Source organism: Hymenobacter lapidiphilus (assembly GCF_013377885.1).
Lineage (GTDB): Bacteria > Bacteroidota > Bacteroidia > Cytophagales > Hymenobacteraceae > Hymenobacter > Hymenobacter lapidiphilus.
Map to the genome: position 1 here is coordinate 51,379 of NZ_JABKAU010000006.1, position 17,171 is coordinate 68,549.

17 protein-coding genes are annotated in these 17,171 nt (G+C 59.3%); 13 read left to right on the forward strand and 4 right to left on the reverse strand.

Annotated elements, in window-relative coordinates:
* Positions 1 to 110: 110 nt before the first annotated feature.
* Positions 111 to 1,376: a zinc dependent phospholipase C family protein gene (locus HW554_RS04560; RefSeq protein WP_176907229.1), complete on the forward strand. Its 1,266-nt coding sequence runs from the start codon at positions 111 to 113 to the stop codon at positions 1,374 to 1,376.
* Positions 1,377 to 1,483: 107 nt separating this feature from the next.
* Positions 1,484 to 2,230, forward strand: a complete 747-nt coding sequence (locus tag HW554_RS04565) for a peptidylprolyl isomerase (RefSeq protein ID WP_176907231.1) — start codon at positions 1,484 to 1,486, stop codon at positions 2,228 to 2,230.
* Positions 2,231 to 2,398: 168 nt separating this feature from the next.
* Here HW554_RS04565 and HW554_RS04570 read toward each other — a convergent pair whose 3' ends face one another.
* The 3 genes from HW554_RS04570 to HW554_RS04580 form a co-directional block, all read right to left on the reverse strand.
* Positions 2,399 to 2,866 carry a hypothetical protein gene (locus HW554_RS04570; RefSeq protein WP_176907232.1) on the reverse strand — a complete coding sequence of 156 codons (468 nt, stop codon included), beginning with the start codon at positions 2,864 to 2,866 and terminating at the stop codon, positions 2,399 to 2,401.
* A gap of 171 nt (positions 2,867 to 3,037) precedes the next feature.
* Complete coding sequence (locus HW554_RS04575; protein WP_176907234.1) at positions 3,038 to 3,304, reverse strand: FUSC family protein; 267 nt, start codon at positions 3,302 to 3,304, stop codon at positions 3,038 to 3,040.
* Between the two features lie 180 nt (positions 3,305 to 3,484).
* On the reverse strand, positions 3,485 to 5,584 hold the full coding sequence (locus HW554_RS04580; protein WP_176907236.1) for a M13 family metallopeptidase: 2,100 nt from the start codon (positions 5,582 to 5,584) through the stop codon (positions 3,485 to 3,487).
* Between the two features lie 347 nt (positions 5,585 to 5,931).
* Between HW554_RS04580 and xseA the strand changes: the two genes are divergently transcribed.
* The 8 genes from xseA (at position 5,932) to HW554_RS04620 (ending at position 11,398) form a co-directional block, all read left to right on the forward strand.
* Positions 5,932 to 7,452 carry an exodeoxyribonuclease VII large subunit gene (xseA, locus tag HW554_RS04585; RefSeq protein ID WP_176907238.1) on the forward strand — a complete coding sequence of 507 codons (1,521 nt, stop codon included), beginning with the start codon at positions 5,932 to 5,934 and terminating at the stop codon, positions 7,450 to 7,452.
* A 60-nt stretch (positions 7,453 to 7,512) separates the two neighbouring features.
* On the forward strand, positions 7,513 to 7,743 hold the full coding sequence (xseB, locus tag HW554_RS04590; protein ID WP_176907240.1) for an exodeoxyribonuclease VII small subunit: 231 nt from the start codon (positions 7,513 to 7,515) through the stop codon (positions 7,741 to 7,743).
* Positions 7,744 to 7,838: 95 nt separating this feature from the next.
* On the forward strand, positions 7,839 to 8,204 hold the full coding sequence (locus tag HW554_RS04595; protein ID WP_176907242.1) for a hypothetical protein: 366 nt from the start codon (positions 7,839 to 7,841) through the stop codon (positions 8,202 to 8,204).
* Complete coding sequence (locus HW554_RS04600) at positions 8,204 to 8,878, forward strand: hypothetical protein (RefSeq protein ID WP_176907244.1); 675 nt, start codon at positions 8,204 to 8,206, stop codon at positions 8,876 to 8,878. The genes HW554_RS04595 and HW554_RS04600 overlap by 1 nt, the downstream gene beginning before the upstream one ends.
* Positions 8,879 to 8,933: 55 nt before the next feature.
* Positions 8,934 to 9,344, forward strand: coding sequence for a hypothetical protein (locus tag HW554_RS04605; protein ID WP_176907246.1), 411 nt, complete (start codon positions 8,934 to 8,936; stop codon positions 9,342 to 9,344).
* A 9-nt stretch (positions 9,345 to 9,353) separates the two neighbouring features.
* Positions 9,354 to 10,139, forward strand: coding sequence for a hypothetical protein (locus tag HW554_RS04610; RefSeq protein WP_176907248.1), 786 nt, complete (start codon positions 9,354 to 9,356; stop codon positions 10,137 to 10,139).
* Between the two features lie 54 nt (positions 10,140 to 10,193).
* A complete protein-coding gene (locus tag HW554_RS04615; protein WP_176907250.1) occupies positions 10,194 to 11,006 on the forward strand; it encodes a sensor histidine kinase in 813 nt (270 codons plus the stop codon).
* Entirely contained in the window at positions 11,003 to 11,398 is a 396-nt protein-coding gene (locus tag HW554_RS04620) for a response regulator (protein ID WP_176907251.1), read from the forward strand. Before HW554_RS04615 ends, HW554_RS04620 begins: the two co-directional genes overlap by 4 nt.
* Before the next feature lie 179 nt (positions 11,399 to 11,577).
* Here HW554_RS04620 and HW554_RS04625 read toward each other — a convergent pair whose 3' ends face one another.
* Positions 11,578 to 11,910, reverse strand: a complete 333-nt coding sequence (locus tag HW554_RS04625; protein ID WP_176907253.1) for an MGMT family protein — start codon at positions 11,908 to 11,910, stop codon at positions 11,578 to 11,580.
* Between the two features lie 272 nt (positions 11,911 to 12,182).
* Between HW554_RS04625 and HW554_RS04630 the strand changes: the two genes are divergently transcribed.
* The 3 genes from HW554_RS04630 to HW554_RS04640 all read left to right on the forward strand — a co-directional run bounded on the left by HW554_RS04630 (position 12,183) and on the right by HW554_RS04640 (position 17,165).
* Positions 12,183 to 13,340 (forward strand): efflux RND transporter periplasmic adaptor subunit, encoded by a 1,158-nt coding sequence (locus HW554_RS04630; protein ID WP_176907255.1) that lies wholly within the window; start codon positions 12,183 to 12,185, stop codon positions 13,338 to 13,340.
* Between the two features lie 48 nt (positions 13,341 to 13,388).
* Positions 13,389 to 13,721: a hypothetical protein gene (locus HW554_RS04635; RefSeq protein ID WP_176907256.1), complete on the forward strand. Its 333-nt coding sequence runs from the start codon at positions 13,389 to 13,391 to the stop codon at positions 13,719 to 13,721.
* Between the two features lie 366 nt (positions 13,722 to 14,087).
* Complete coding sequence (locus HW554_RS04640) at positions 14,088 to 17,165, forward strand: efflux RND transporter permease subunit (RefSeq protein ID WP_176907258.1); 3,078 nt, start codon at positions 14,088 to 14,090, stop codon at positions 17,163 to 17,165.
* Positions 17,166 to 17,171: the final 6 nt, after the last annotated feature.

A 17,171-nucleotide genomic window follows, 5' to 3' on the forward strand; every position in this document is an offset into this window, starting at 1 on the left:
AGGCACTAATACGCCGGGCGGGGCCAGACGGGCTGAAAGTACAGTTTCTGCCCTCAACTGGCAGCCGAATTGTATCTTCGTTGTCGTCAAGCCTTTGGTCGGAATCTGCTATGAAAAAACTCCTACTTACCCTGCTTATCGTGCTGCTGTGCCAGAACCTGTCGCCGGCCTGGGGTACGTTTGCGCACCGCACTGTTACGCAGCTGGCCGTGTACGCACTGCCTTCGGCCATGCGCGACTACTACTTCCGCAACATGCCCGCGCTGGTAAACGGCAGTGGCAGCAGCGACGAGGCCCGCGAGCGGGACATAGCCGAATCGCCCCGGCACTTTATTTCGATGGACCACTATGGCTCCGACCCCTTCGGCACGGTGCCCAAGGAGTGGGAAAAGGCCGTAGCCAAGTACACGGCCGATACGCTGCGTAAGTACGGTACGCTGCCCTGGGCCATCATGGACACCAAAAGCAAGCTTACCGCGGCCTTCCGCAGCGCCGATACCACGGCTATTCTCACGCTTTCATCGGAGCTGAGCCATTTGGTAGCCGATGCCTACGTGCCGCTGCGCACTACCGAAAACTACGATGGCCAGCTCAGCAAGCAGGAAGGCATGCTGGCACTCTGGGAAAGCAAGCTACCCGAGCGCCACATTGGCAAGTACAAGCTCAAGAATGAGTCGGCCCGCCCCCTGAAAGACCCGCTGGGCGACGTCTGGCAGGTGCTGCAGGAGTCGTACGGCTTTCTGGGGGCCACCTTCGATCTGGAGGCCGACATCACCCGCAAATACACGCCCCAGACCAAGTACGTTTTCAGCCACAAGTATGGCGAAACCCGCCGGGCGTACTCGGATGCCTTTGCCGACTCGTACCACGATAAAGTGGGCGGTATGATTGCCTTCCGCCTGAAGCTGGCGCCCACGCTGGTGGCCTCCATGTGGCTAACGGCCTGGAAAGATGCCGGCTCGCCCGACCTGAACAAGCTGCTGAAGCGGCCCGTTTCGAAAGACGAGCAGGACCAGCTCGATAACCAGCTCAGTGCCTGGAAGGAGAACGTACTGGTAGACCAAAAAGGCCTGCTGGCTCTCGAACCCATGAAGGCAGCCGTCCGGCCCGACCTCATCAACGCCGCCCGCGCCATGCCCACGCTTTCGGCCGATGTAGAGGCCCGGCCTGCCACACCGGCTGCAGCAACGGCTCCGGCTACCATGCCGGCCGCCGCCCCAGCCGTGCCGGTCACCAAGGTAAAAACCAAAGTAAAGCCCGCCGATGGACCGACCGTGAAGGAAAAGACCAAACCAGCGGCCAAGCCAGCCGCTAAGCCCAAGACGAAAGCGAAGTCCGACGACGGCTGGGGCTCACCTGCCGGCTCGGGCTGGTAGCTTGCCGGGGCAACCCAGGCCGGGCATTACCTTTAGGGGTGGCTACGCTGATGGGCGGGCCACCCTTTTTTTGCCCCCCACGGCTGGTTATTGTTCGTACTACTGCCATGATTCGCTTCCGCTCCTTTCTGTTTCCGCTGCTGGCGACGCCGCTGCTGCTGGCCGCCTGCAACCAGCGCACCCCCGAAACAACCGCCACCACGCCCGCGCCACCGCCCGAAGTCCCCGGCCCCGACCTTATGGCGCTGGCCGACTCCAACGCCGCCCAACTGCTGCTGGCCTACGGCCGCCAGTACCCCGGCCAGGAAGTGCTACTCCAGACCCGCCTGGGCGACATGCGCATCCACCTCTACGATGACACGCCCATCCATTCGGCCAACTTCCTGCTGCTTAGCCGTAAGGGCGTGTTCAACGAATCGGTGTTCAATCGGGTGGTGCAGGGCTTCGCAATCCAGGGCGGCGGCTCGGAGCGGCGTACCATTGCTATGCGCAGTTACCGGCTGCCGCCCGAAATCAGGCCGCAGCATTTCCATAAGCGCGGTGCCCTGGCTATGGCCCGCTACGACGGCGAGATGAACCCCGGCAAACTCTCCTCCAACAACGACTTCTACATCGTGCAGGGCGAGAAGATGTCAGCGGCCCAGGCGCAGGCCAGCGCCCCCCGCCCGCTCACGCCCGAGCAGACCAGAACCTACGAAACCCTCGGCGGCACCCCCGGCCTCGATGGCCAGTACACCGTGTTCGGCGAAGTAGTAGAAGGCCTCGACGTCATCGATAAAATTGCCAACGAGCCCGTCGGCATGGACAAATGGCCGGTGACGGATGTGGGCATCAAGGTAAAAGTGCTGAAGTAAGAGGTGCGAAACGGAAGGGAAAGCGGGAATACAAAACGGTCATTCTGAGCGAAGCGGAGCGTAGTCGAAGAATCTCTACCTCTTCGTTACAACGGTTCAGACGAAGCGGTAGAGGTTCTTCGACTACGCTCCGCTTCGCTCAGAATGACCGTTTTGTGTTCATGCTTCTTACTGGTCCCGCCGAATCTGTACCAGGCGGGTATGCTGCACGTCGCCGGGTTGCTCCTGCAGTAGCTCCAGGGCTTCGGCGCGGGTGTAGGTAAGGGCTTTATCGGTGAAGAAGCCGGCGGCGCCGACATTAGCGGCCGGGTCGGAGGACTCCTGGCGGGCGGGCAGCAAATCGACCGTTGTGGGCGTTGTGCGGCTTACGCGGTAAAAAAAGTACCGCTCCCCGGTCCCGCCGGCAGGCTGGTAGGCCACCACGTACACATCGTTGAGTTGCGGGCGCTGAATGCGGCGCGCCAGGGTGGTATCGGGTGGGGCAGTCAGCAGGCCAACCGCCGCGGCCGAAGCTGGCGCGGCAGCCGGGGTAATGGCCGGGGCGGCAACGACATCAGCAGTGTTGGCAGGCTGCGACTGGCAAGCGGCCGAACCCAGCAGCAGGGCCAGCCCGGTAATACGAAATAGTGCAAGCATAGCCCATGCTACGAAAAAGCGCGCCGGAAAAGTGTACCGGCTTCGATTTCCAACCGCAGTGTTTCGCATTGCAGCTTCGCTCTGCCTCCCCGAATCGGCCTGTAGCTACACAAAAAAGCGGCCCGCACAACTGTGCAGGCCGCTTTCAGCATCAGCGAAAGCTCAGCGTTTCTAGGCTGTTCTTCTTCCCGCTATTTCCTGTCTGATTTGCGCAAGGGTTTGTTTTTGACCTTGTGAGTTTCTGTAGATCATAGCTATCAGAAACAGTGGAATGGCGAGGTAAAGAAACCCAAATCCGCTTTTCACCAGACCATATACCATCACGCCAACCAAAAACCCAATTGTTCCGGCAGAAAGCAGCTGGTTTCTTTTGATGCTTTTCTCCTCTGCCAGCAACTCTTCCAGCGGCAGTGCGGCGTAATCCCTGTCGTTCGGCATAATCTACCTGTTCAGTTTGAAATTATAGCAGCTACTGCCTACAAAACGCCAGCTGCTACAGCCGTTTCATAAGCGGCGCAAAGCTTGTCAGGAGCAGGCGTACTTATGCTGACTTCCACCTGCTCCACGCAACAGCGCACCGCTCACGAAACGGCCGTAGCAGCCGCCGGATGCGGGAATCTACCAGATTTTGGCGCGGTCGGCTTGCGCCCGCATCATTTTGGCGTTTTCCTTACAGCCGAATGCCTCGTAGAACTCGGGCATGTTCATTAATGGCCCCACGGTGCGGTACTGAGCCGGTGAGTGTGGGTCGGTCATCACCTGCTGGCGCAGGTACTCGGGGCGGGCGTTGGTGCGCCACACTTGAGCCCAGGCCAGGAAGAAGCGCTGCTCGGGCGTAAAGCCGTCGTACTTGGGTACGTTTTTGCCGGCGTTGGCTTTCTGCAGCGCCGAGTAAGCCAGGGCCAGCCCACCGAAGTCGGCCAGGTTTTCGCCCATCGTCAGCTTGCCGTTCACAAACACCGAATCAAGCGGCGAGAAGGCCGAATACTGCTTGTCCACCATATCGGCGCGCACCTGGAACTTGGCGGCGTCCTCCTTGGTCCACCAGTCGCGCAGGTTGCCCTCGGCGTCGTACTGGCGGCCCTGGTCGTCGAAGCCGTGCGTGATTTCGTGGCCGATTACCGCGCCCATGCCACCGTAGTTCACGGCATCATCGGCGTTGGGGTCGAAGAACGGGGGCTGCATGATGCCGGCCGGGAACACGATTTCGTTCATGCTCGGGTTGAAGTAGGCATTCACCGTGGGCGGCGTCATGCCCCACTCCTGGCGGTCAATCGGCTTGCCAAACTTGCTGGTGTTGTCGTTGTAGCTCCACTTGCGGGCGGCCAGCACGTTCTGCAGGTACGAATCGCGCGAAATGTTGAGAGCCGAGTAGTCCTTCCACTTATCGGGGTAGCCGATTTTTACGGTAAAGGCAGCCAGCTTCTTCTGGGCCTCAGCCTTCGTAGCCGGGCTCATCCAGTCGAGCTTATTGATATGCTCGCCCATAGCCGCCCGGATGTTATTTACCATCACCAGCGCCTTCTGCTTGGTTTCGGGCGTGAACGCCTTCTCCACATACACCTGCCCGAAAGCTTCGCCCAGCGCACCGTCGGTCGAGCGCAGCATGCGCTTCCAGCGGGGCTGCTGCTGCTTGGCACCGGTCAGCACCTGCGAGAAGCGGAACTGCTCGTCGCCGTAAGCCTTGGGCAGCGCCGACGATAACGACGACACCAAGTGCCAGCGCATATAGGTTTTGAGGTCGGAAACCGGCGTCTGCTTCATCAGGTCGCTTACCTCCTTCAAAAACTCGGGCTGGCCCACAATTACCTGCTGCGCGGCGCCCAGGTTAAGGGTCTTAAGCGTGGCGGGCAGCGCCAGATTCGGGAAGCGCTTGTTGGCCTCGGCCACGCTCATTTTATTGTAGTTGGCGTTGGGGTCGCGCAGCGCCACGCGGGTTTTCGAGGCCTTGGCCAGCTTGGTTTCAAGCGCCATTACGGCCACGGCGTTTTTGGCGGCCGTGGTTGGGTTGTCGCCCAAAAGCTTAAAGGTGTTGGTCAGGTAAGTGGTGTAGGCTGCCCGGATGGCCTTGGAACGGGCGTCGTCCTTGAGGTAGTAGTCGCGGTCAGGCAGGCTCAGGCCGCCCTGGTACAGGTTCACGGCGTACTCGTCGCTCTTCTTGTCGTCCTGGCCCACGTAGCCTCCGAAAAAGGCGCCGGTCTGCAGGCGCATTTGCTGGGGCAGCACTGCTTGCACTTCCTTCAGCGTCTTGATTTTGCTGATGCGGTCCAACTCGGGCTGCAGGTATTTCAGGCCGGCGGCGTCGATGGCGGCCGAGTCCATGGCCGAGGCGTAGAAGTCACCTACTTTCTGGGCGTTGGAGCCCTTGGCAGCCGAGGTGTTGGCGGCCGACTCGTCCAGAATCTGCCGCATCACGGCGTTGTTCTTGTCGGCCAGCTCGTTGAAAGAGCCCCAGCGCACTTCGGAAGCCGGGATAGGGTTGTTTTTGAGCCAACTGCCCGACGCGTACTCGAAGAAGTCGTCGCAGGGGTCGGCCGAGGTGTTGATGTTGGCCACGTTCAGGCCGGTGCCTTTGGGGGCGGGAGCGGCCGTTGGGGGCGTTTCGGTAGTGGGCGCAGTGGTGGTAGTGGAAGCCACCGGCTGGGTGCTGGCGCAGCCACCTAAGGCCAGACCGGCGGCAGCCAGGGCCGCCAAAGACAAAGGATTATTTTTTCTCATAAAACAGGAAGAAAGGAAGTATTGTCAGGAGTAAATCTACTAAAAAGCCCGGAGTTGGTGATTGGGTGATTGGGTGGAGGGATGAAGGGATGAAGGGAGAAGGGAGAAGGAAGAAGGGAGAAGGAACGTCATTCTGAGCGAAGGCGCAGCCGCAGTCGAAGAATCTCTACCGCTTCGTTGCAATAGTAATCCAACGAAGCGGTAGAGATTCTTCGACTGCGGCTGCGCCTTCGCTCAGAATGACGTTCCTTCTCCCTTCTTCCTTCTCCCTTCTCCCTTCTCCCTTCTCCCTTCCCACGTCTCCCCCACTTCTCGCCTCTCTGCCAACGCTCCGTAACTTGCGCCTGATGCCGCTCTATAACCGTCGGCCCGACCCGGGCCTTTCTTCTGCCGCCAACGCCGGTCCCGCGCTGCCGCCCGCCGCTTTGCCGCTGGCCGAGCTGCTGGCCCGGGTGCGCCAGACGCTGAGCGAGCGGTTTGCCGACTCCTACTGGGTGGTGGCCGAAATTTCGGATCTCACACTGCCCCGCACCGTGGGCGCGCACTGCTACCTCACCCTCACCGACCAGCATACCACCGCCCGCGGGGCCACGCTCAAGGCCCAGGCGCGCGCTACCATCTGGAGCCAGCGCTACCAGCAGCTGGCGGCCGCCTTCGAGCAGCAAACCGGCCTGCAGCTGCGGCCGGGCCTGAAAATTATGCTCCGGGTGCAGGTGAAGTTCCACGAGCAGTTCGGCCTGAGCCTCGACGTGCTGGCCCTCGACCCCACCTACACCGTGGGCGACCTAGCCCGGCTGCGGCTCGAAACCCTGCGCAAGCTCGAAGCCGAAGGCCTGCTGGAGCGGCAGAAGCGGCTGGCGCTGCCCATCGGGGTGCAGCGCGTGGCCGTAGTGTCGTCGGCCACGGCGGCGGGCTGGCAGGATTTTGTGCAGCAGCTGCAGGAAGCGCCCTACGATTTCGCCCTGACGCTGTTTCCGGCTACCATGCAGGGCGAGGGCGCGCCGGCCAGCATCCGCGCCGCCCTCGACGCCATCCGGGCGCGCCGGGGACAGTTCGAGGTCGTCGTCATTATCCGCGGTGGGGGCTCGAAGGCCGATTTGCTGGCCTTTGATGACTTCGGGCTGGCGGCGGCGGTGGGCGCGTTTCCGCTGCCCGTGCTCACCGGCATCGGCCACGAGCGCGACGAGGCAGTACTCGACCTGGCGGCCCACCTGGCCCTGAAAACGCCCACTGCCGTGGCCGCCTACCTTATCGAGCGGCTGGCCCGGTTGGAGGCGGCGCTCGAAGGCTACGGTGGCCGCATTCGGCAGCTGGCCCAGCAGCAGGTACGCTACGCCGCCGAGCAGCTCAACCGCCGGCTCCGGCAGGCCCGGCGGGCGGTGCAGGGCCAGCTGCAGGAGCACCGCGAGTCCCTGCATCAGCGCATTCGGGCGGCAGCGGCGGCGCCCCGGGCCCAACTGCGCCAGCAGGAGCAGCAGCTCGGGCGGCGGCGGCACCAGCTGCACCGGGCCGCCCGCGAGGCCTTAAACCACCACGAGCAGCAGCTACGGTTACGCGGCCGGGCGCTGGCTCAGCGCTTTCGCCGCCTGCACCGCCGCCGCCGCGAGCAGCTGCTGCGCCGGCGCTACAAGCTACAATTGGCCGCTCTGCGCCTGCTGCACCTGCAGCAGCTGCGGCTGGCCGAGCTACGGCCCATGCCCGTGGCAACCCGCCCCGCCCCGCCCGAGCCGGGCACCGTGCGCCTGCTCACGCCCAAGGGCCGCCCGGTTACGGGCACGCTGCGGCCGGGCCAGGAGCTGCTGCTGCGCCTGCCCGACGCCTCGGTGGTACCGGCCCGCGTAGGTGGCCAGCTGCCACTACTGCTGTAGAGACGCAAAGCAGTGCGTCTCTACGCCGTTCAACTAACTCCTTCAACTTTCCCCTTTATCATGCCTCCCAAGTCAACAGAACCCACTTACCGCCAGGCCATCGAAGAGCTCGAAACCATTCTGCGGGCCCTCGAAACCGATGCCGTAGACGTGGATGACCTCACGAGCCGGGTGCAACGCTCGGCCGAGCTTATCCGCCTCTGTAAGCTCAAACTTCGCTCGGCTGAGCAGGCCATCGACCAGGTTTTCGAAAATCTGGAAGACGAAGAGGACACCGACGACTTTGCCTAACAACAATCCGGTTCCTTGCGTCCTGAATTACACGTTATACTATACCCTTTTCCTTATATTTGGCTCCTCAGTCCCTATTCCTTCCCAATACCCCCATGACCAATAACGACCTGCAGCAAGCCAGCACCTGGACCCGTAATTACCGCAACCAGAATCTGAACGGAATTAAGGGCCACTGCTTATCGGCCGAAACCCTGCAGGGCATTCTCAGCCAGCCGGCGTGCGTGGGCGTGCGGGCCTACTATGGCCTCGACGACGCCGGCCAGCCGCAGCTGGTGTTGGTCGGCTACGATGCTGACGACAACGATATCCTCCCTGCGCCCTCGGCAACGGAACTGCAGCGCCTGGATGCCAAAAGCCAGATGCAGGAGCTGCCCAGTGAAGAGCAGCCGATATCCCTTGCTATTCATGTGCCGCCCTGCCCGCCTTGCTGCAGTATCGAAAATCCACTTAACAGCTGATGCCGCCTTGGTTTATAGGCTTCGCCAAGCTGCTGGACTTCGTAGCCTACACCAGTTTGCTGCTGCCTTTTTATCTGGCGCATACGCGTCGCACGCATCTGACCGGGGGGTTACTAGCACTTCGGTTTTTGCCAATCTTTCTTTTCGGCACATATTGCCTTATGCACGTTGCTAATACTATATGGCGCAATAATATCCCACTAATTCACTTCGCTACTATAGTCGAAACCCTTATCTACTTAAAAGTCTACCACAACGAATTCATCGAGACGAATATCAAAAAGACTATTCGGTACGTAGCAGTAGCTTTTCTGTTTTTTGCCTTTATCGATTCGGTATGGCTGGAAAGTCCTCCCAGAATAAATTCTTACACTAATTTAGTTGAAAGCATTATGATCATCGGCTTGGCCTTATTGTTCTTTGAGAAAATAATAGTAAGAGACAAGCAGCCAAAGCTATTAAGAACGCCCATGTTCGTGGCTACGGTAGGTATTGTCATATATCTGAGCGGAACTGTTTTACTCTTCCTGACAACGAACTACTTTATTGTCCTCAACGACGAATTCAATCTGCGGCTGATATATTTGGTTAGCTCGGTACTGCTGCTACTATTGGCGGTGCTACTCAGTAGAGCTTTTTTGCTGGTACGCCCAACTGAGACACCGCTCCGGTAGCGCCACTTCAGCAGCATACCCGCTTGTTTCTCCACCCACAACATTTCCTTAAAAAATGAAAAACAACGACCCCATTCCCGGCTTCAATCCCGACGCTGGCGCCCCTATCCTGGTGGCAGAAGCAGCCGAATGGACCGCCAATTACCGTAAGGAGGCGCTAACCGAAGCCGAAGCTGCCGGCCGTAAGCGCATCAACGCCTACTACTTCGGCAATAAGCTGCTCGATGAGATAAAGAACCAGGAAGGCTGTGTGGGCTTGCGGTTTTACATGGGCCTAAAGAAATCAAAAGCGGACCTGACCGAAGCTGATGAGTCGCAGATACTGGTTGTTGGGGTTGATAAGAACGGCCACGACATCGTGCCGCGCCTGGGAGCGAATGGGGAAGCCATGTATGATGACGGTATTGTGGGGGATATGACCAGCAAATGTCCGTCTGTATGCGACCCTGGTAGTACGTTAAATTAGCTATCGGCCATGACCTGGTATAATGGCATTTTCCTATTTCTACGAATTGGAGAGAGTATCAGCCTGCTAATACTAGGGATAATGTGGGCCCGGAAGACGAAAGTTACCCCTGTTTTCCGACCTTTAACGGCTTATTTATTGTGTGATTCCTTTTTATATGTTTTTGATACATTTGCCAGAAAAGTATTACACAATAATATATTCGCCTTCCATATTTCAACCTTTTGTGATGCCACATGGCTAACACTAATATTTATTAACTTAGCATCCGATAATACCAGAAATTGGCTGAAGATAGGTTGGCTACTATTTTTCGCTAGCGCCATTACTAGCGCGCTATGGGTTGATGGGCTGATTACTAATATGAATACGCTCAGTCGGACAGTAGGCAATTGCTTTCTGGTCTTCATGGCCTTTCGCCAGCTGAACCAAATGATTCGTCATGACTACTTAGTTCCACCGGCCAAAAGTCCGGTTTTTATTTTTTGCTTTATCGTAGGCATTTACTATTCTTGTTCGCTACTCATGTTTATCGGCCAGGATTTATCCCGCTACAGCTGGCTCAGCAATTCTATTATACGCTTTAATCAACAACATAATGGTGTTTCAGCGCTCTGGTTTTACCCCTTCCTGCGCGCCCTTCAGTTTGGCATGCTGCTGCACCTCATCACGCTCTTCCCGATGGGCGTAACGCCGCGCCACGCGCTGCCGCAGTGGCTGCGGTTCCGGCTGGGGTGGCGGCCGCCTACCAAAAACTGGCGCTACCGGGTACTGCCGCCGCATCTGGTCGGCTAAATCGGTATCTTGCTCCGCTTACCCGGCTGGCCGGGTTGCTGGCCGCCCCTTCCCATGCCCGACGCGCTGCTTCCGCTTATTCTCGTCACTCCTATTCTGCTGCTGCTGGCGCTGGGCGTAGTGGGCTTCGTGGTGCGCTACCAGCGCCGCCTCATTCAGCAGCAGATGCAGATGCAGGAGCTGCACGAAACCGGCCAGCAGCAGGCCCTGGAAGCCGCTTTGCTGGCCCAGGAGGAGGAGCGCCGCCGCATTGCCGGCGACCTGCACGACGGCGTAGGCACCACGCTGGCCATTGTGAAGCTGCACCTCAACACGCTCAACCAACCGGCCCTCACCCACGAGGCCACGCTGCTGCTCGACCAGGCCATTAACGAGGTCCGGCGCATTTCGCGCAACCTGCTACCGGCGGCCCTGCAGAAATTCGGGCTGCCTTTCGCCCTCGAAGCGCTGGCCCGCACCATTCCGGCCGATGGCCCCACCCGCGTCAGTATTGAGCAGACCGGCACACCCCGCCGCCTCGATGCCCGCTACGAGCTGATTGTGTACCGCATTGTGCAGGAACTCATGGGCAACGGCCTGCGCCACGCCCACGCCAGCAACATTCAGATGCTGGTCGATTTCGGCACTGAGGAACTCACGCTGCGCTACATCGACGACGGCATCGGCTTCGACCCCACCCAGTCGGACCAGCAGCCACTACCCAGTACCCGCACCGGCCTGGGCCTGACCAACCTGCGCAGCCGTGTAGGCGTGCTCCGCGGCACCTTACAGCACCAATCCTCACCTGGTCAGGGCACTACCGTGAAAATTTCGCTGCCGCTGCCTTACCTTGCTTCCACCTCGCCCTATATCCCACCACTGGCATGAGTACCGTCTCTATCCGCCTGGCCGTCGTCGACGACCACATTCTGTTCCGCAAAGGTCTGCGCGCCCTCATCAGCGGCTTTCCCGGCATGGAGGTTCTCTTCGAGGCCGGCGACGGCCAGGAACTGCTCGAACACCTCGACCAGGGTGTAATTCCGGACGTTATTCTGATGGACCTGCAGATGCCGGTGCTCGACGGGCTCCAGACGGTGCGGCTGCTACGCACCCAGTATCCGCAGGTGCGCTCCATCATCATCTCCATGCACGACGAGCCCGAGCTGATTGACTCGCTTCGGGCCGAAGGAGCCCACGGCTACCTACTCAAGAATGCCAGCCCCGAAGAAGTGCTGGGCGCCATCCGCCAGGCAATGAGCACCGTCCCGCTTAGTGCCTAGGGATTGGGAGGTCGGTGTAGGGGTGGGGCTTGCCCCCGCCCGCCGTTAAAACGAGGCGTGGACTGACTGTTTGTAGGCTCCGTGAAGCACGTGCTAGCGGCGGGCGGGGACAACCGCAGGACAGCGCAGCTAAGCCCCGCCCCTACACCGACCTCTATAGCTACCGTTTCCTACCCAACTCACACCAGTTCTGCGGTCGGGTCCCAGAACAGCTGCTTGAAGTTCTGCACCTCGTCGTCTGAAACGACGAGACCCTCGGCCTCCAGCGCCTCCTGCATGGCGGTGGGTGTGGCGAAATGCTGCCGGCCCGTGAGCTGCCCGTTGCGGTTGATGACGCGGTGGGCCGGCACGTACTCGTTGGCCGTGTGGGCGGCCATCATGGCCCAGCCCACCATGCGGGCCCCGCGCCGCGACCCCAGGTAGTGGGCAATGGCTCCGTAAGTGGTTACGCGGCCAGCCGGCACCAGCCGCACCACTTCGTGCACTTCCTGAAAGAAATTACGCTGCTCCATATATAATGAGATGCTACGCGGGAAGGTACTGAACCGCTGAAATGCGAAGGTATTGTTTGAAGCCGGCAACCATTGGCAGCGCAAATAGCGCAATTAAGCGGTTTGCCGGCCAACCAGGCTACCAGCCGCGCAACCCGGGGGCCGAATCGGTGTCTTACCCCCATTATCTATCCCGGTGCCGGCAGTTTTAAACCTGCAACCAGGGCAGCGCGTTGTGGTACATGCGACGGGCGGCCCAGGTAAGGGAGCACCGGTAAGCGCAGCTGCCGTTCATGCAAACTCAGGAATATTTAGAAGAAGAGCCCCAGGTGGCCCCGACCCGCACCAGCGGAGCCGGCCGCCGGATACTATGGCTGCTGCTGGCTTTGGCCGTAGTGGCCGGGCTGGTTTTTGCTAAAATGAAGTACTTCCCGGCTCCCGAAGCCAAGGGTGGCGGCAAAGGTGCAGCCGGCAAAGGCAAGGAAGGCGGCGGCTCGGCCAAAGCCGGTCCGGGCCTGCCTGTGGAAGTGTATGTGGTGAAGGCCACCAACCTCGCCGATGCGGTGGCCGCCACCGGCTCGGTGCTGGCCGAGGAAGCCGTTATCATCAAAAGCGAAGTAGCCGGCAAGATAACCAGCCTCAACCTGCGCGAGGGCCAGCCGGTGCGCAAGGGCCAGGTGCTGGTCAGCATCAACTCGGCCGATATTCAGGCCGCGTTGCGCAAGCAGCAGTACAACATCAAGCTTTTCCAGGATCAGGAGAAGCGGCAGCGCATCCTGCTCGATAAGGAGTACATCAGTGCCCAGGAGTACGAGCAGGCCAACAACCAGGTGCTCACGGCCCGCGCCGAGCTGGGCGCTTTGCAGGCCACGCTGGCCAAATCCACCATCCGGGCTCCGTTCGATGGAGTACTGGGCCTGACCACGGCCACGGTGGGTACCTACGTGAGCCCCGGCACCGAAATCACTACGCTTTCTAAAGTGAGGCCGGTAAAAGTAGAGTTTGCCGTGCCCGGCCGCTTCGCCCGGCAGGTGGCCGTGGGCGAGGCCGTGACCATCACCGACGAGAGTTCCAGCCAGAAATACCAGGCCAAGGTGTACGCCCTCGACCCGCAGATTGACCCCGTGAGCCGCACCCAGACCGTACGCGCCCGCTACGCTAACACTAATAACGAGCTGCGCCCCGGCGCCTTTGTGAAAGTAAACCTGGAGTTGGGCCAGACGGAAGGCGCGCTCCAGGTGCCCACCGAAGCCGTTGTGCCCGAAGCCGCCGGCTACAGCGTGTACCTGGTGAAAAACGGCAAAATGGAGCCCCGCAAAATCAGCATCGGCCTGCGCTCCAACCAGCTCATCCAGGTAACCGCCGGCCTGGCCGTGGGCGACACCGTGATTCGGACCGGCATCCTACAGGTGAAGCCAGGCGACGCGGTGGTCGTTTCTGTTAAAAATTAAAAGTTTGCGGTCAACTCATTTCCGATTTAGATCTTGTCAATAAGTAAGATGAAGAAGTTTGCCTTTGTATCGGTATTCTGCTTGTTCATTGCTTTATTAATGCACATAGGAAAAGAATCAGATCGTGAAACTTATCAAAAATTGATAAGTGAGGAATATATAGGTATAATAAAATCTATCTACTTTAGAAAGACAACTCACATGGAGATAGAAATCAATCGAAAAATTCAGGTTTACTCAATAATGAGTTCCGATGTAGAAGATGAGGCTGAGGTTGGTGATACAATTTACAAGCCGGGCAATAAGAATGAATGCTTCGTAAATGGTGTTCATCTTGAATACATTTCACTTCCAGATTTTGCTAAAGACTTAGATAAATAGTTGATTTTATTACGATATATACTTGAGTGTGTATTTATAGAAACTGTTTAGGAAGTACTTGGAATCAATCAGAACGTCATGCTGAGCTTGCCGAAGCATCTCTGCCGCTTCGTTGAACGACTGCTACGAAGCGGTAGAGATGCTTCGGCAAGCTCAGCATGACGTTCCTTTGACTTCCTAAACAGCTTCATAATAACATAAGCGCATAACACTATAAATTATCAAGAATACAGTAATATAAAATATACTACTGTCCTCTAGCTTATTTATTCTGGGAATATGCTTTTCAGTTATGAACCTATGTTTTGATGGCATAATGCGTGAGCATCATCGCGCTGCATGTTACTGCTACCTTGATCAAAAAAAATGAGTCTTTCTAGCACAAGTATCAACCGCCCCGTCCTTGCTCTGGTGATGAGCCTGGTGATTGTCATTTTCGGCGTCATCGGGTTTCGCTACCTGAGCGTGCGCGAGTACCCGAGCGTCGACCCGCCCATTATCAGCGTATCGGGCTCCTACACCGGGGCCTCGGCCGATGTGATGCAAGCCCAGGTGACGGAGGTACTCGAAGCGGCCATCAACGGCGTGCCGGGCATCAAGAACCTGACCTCTAACTCGCGCGACGGCCGGGCCAGCATCCGGGTGGAATTCGACCTCGACGCCGACCTGGAAACGGCCGCCAACGACGTGCGCGACAAGGTTTCGGGGGTGCAGGGGCGCCTGCCGCGCGATATGGACCCGCCCACCGTGAGCAAGGCCAACGCCGACTCGCAGCCCGTGGTGCTGAGCTACTTAACTTCCAAGGAGCGCAACTTGCTCGAACTTACCGACTACGCCATTAACACGCTACGCGAGCGGCTCCAGACTATCCCGGGCGTATCGGAAATTCGGGTGTACGGCGAGCGGCGCTACTCCATGCGCCTATGGCTCGACCCGGTGAAACTGTCGGCGCTGGGCGTGAGCCCGGTGGACGTGCAGCAGGCCCTGGCCCGCGAAAACGTGGAACTGCCCAGCGGCTCGGTGCAGGGCCAGGCCACCCAGCTCACGCTGCGCACCATGGGCCGCCTCACCACGGTCGAGGAGTTCAACAACCTCGTTATCCGGCGCGACGAAGGCTCGCTCGTGCGCATGTCGGACATCGGTTACGCCGAGCTGTATGCCGAAAACGACCAGACGCTGTTCCGCGTGAACGGCGTACCGGGCGTGGCGCTGGCCGTTATTCCGCAGCCCGGCTCGAACCAGATTGACATTGCCGACGAGTTCAACAAGCGCGTGGCCCAGTTCGGCAAAGACCTGCCCGCCGACCTCAAAATCGAGCCCGCCATCGACTACTCGGTGTTTATCCGCCAGTCGATTGACGAGGTGAAACAGACGCTGATTGAGGCCTTCATTCTGGTGGTCGTCGTCATCTTCCTGTTCCTGCGCGACTGGCGCTCCACGCTCATCCCCATTGTGGCCATTCCGGTGTCGCTGATTGGTATTTTCTTCGTGATGTACCTGCTCGACTTCTCCATCAACGTGCTCACGCTGCTGGGCGTGGTGCTGGCCATCGGCTTGGTGGTGGATGACGCCATTGTGGTGCTGGAGAATATCTACACCCGCATTGAGGCCGGCGAATCGCCCCGCGAGGCCTCCATCAAGGGTTCCGAGGAAATTCTGCTGGCTGTAGTGAGCACCACGGTGGTACTGGCGGCCGTGTTTCTGCCCGTAGTTTTCCTGACGGGCATTACCGGGCGGCTGTTCCGCGAGTTCGGCATTGTAGTGGCGGGTTCGGTGCTGATTTCGGCCTTCGTTTCGCTCACACTTACGCCCATGATGTGCTCGCGGCTGCTCAAGCGCGAGGAAACCCACAACTGGTTTTACCGCAAAACAGAGCCGTTCTTTCAGCGCGTTGTTAATGGCTACCGCGAGAGTTTGCAGACGTTTCTGCGCAACCGCTGGCTGGCCTGGCTGGTGGTGGCCGGCACGGGCCTGGGCACCTGGTACTTTTTGGGCATTATCCCATCGGAGCTGGCGCCGGTGGAAGACCGTAGCCGCGTGAACGTGAATGCCACCGGCCCCGAAGGAGCTTCCTACGAGTTCATGGACAAGTACATCACCCAGCTCAACCAGCTGGCCATCGATTCGGCGGGTGCCGATTTGGGCAGCATCTTCACGGTGACTTCGCCGGGCTGGTCGGGTGGGGCCAACTCGGGCTTTGCGCGGGTGCTGCTGAAGGAACCTGAGGACCGCACGCGTACCCAAGGAGAAGTGGCCGATGCCATTTCGGCGGGCGTGAAAAACCTCACGGCCGCCCGTACCTCCGTTAGCCAGGACCAGAGCATCGGTTCGGGCGGCGGCGGCGGTCTGCCGGTGCAGTTCGTTATTCAAACCCAGGATTTCGAGAAGCTGCGCACGGCCGTGCCTAAGTTCCTGGAAGCCGCCCGCCTCGACCCCACCTTCCAGTTCGTGGACGTGGACCTGAAATTCAACAAGCCCGAACTGCGCGTGAACATCGACCGCGACAAGGCCCAAAGCCTGGGTGTGTCGGTGCAGGATATTTCGCAGACGCTACAGGCCAGCCTGAGCGGGCAGCGCTACGGCTATTTCATCAAAAACGGCAAGCAATACCAGATTATCGGGCAAGTGGCGCGTGAAGACCGCAGCCAGCCGCTCGATGTGCGGCTGCTGAGCGTGAAGAGCCGCACCGGCGAGCTGGTGCAGCTGGATAACGTGATCAAGATGGAGGAAAGCAGCACGCCGCCCCAGCTGTTCCGCTTCAACCGCTACAACGCGGCCACGTTCTCGGCGTCGCTGGCTCCTGGCCAGACGTTGGGCGACGGTATTGCCGCCATGCGCGCCATTGCCGATAAAACCCTCGACGACACCTACGCCACCGAACTGGCGGGCGCCTCCCGCGACTTTGAGGAAAGCTCCTCGTCGCTGCTGTTCGCCTTCGGCCTGGCGCTGGTATTGATTTACCTGGTGCTGGCCGCGCAGTTTGAGAGCTTCCGCGACCCGGTTATCATCATGATAACGGTGCCGCTGGCCTTGAGCGGGGCATTGCTGAGCTTGTGGTACTTCAACCAGACCCTGAATCTGTTCTCGCAGATCGGCATCATCATGCTCATCGGGTTGGTGACGAAAAACGGTATCCTTATCGTAGAGTTTGCCAACCAGAAAGTAGAGCAGGGCATGGACTACATGAGCGGTTTGGTGGAAGGTGCTACGGCTCGTTTCCGCCCTATTCTGATGACGTCGCTTTGTGCTATTCTGGGCATTCTGCCCATTGCCATGGCCACCGGCGCGGGCGCTCTGAGCCGCCGGGCCATGGGCATCGGCGTAGTGGGCGGCCTGTTTTTCGCCACGGTCCTTACGCTGTACGTGGTGCCGGTGATGTACTCGTATTTCGCCACGGCTAAAAAGCACAAGCCGGCTCCCGAGCCCGAAAAAGTAGCAGCATAGTGCTGC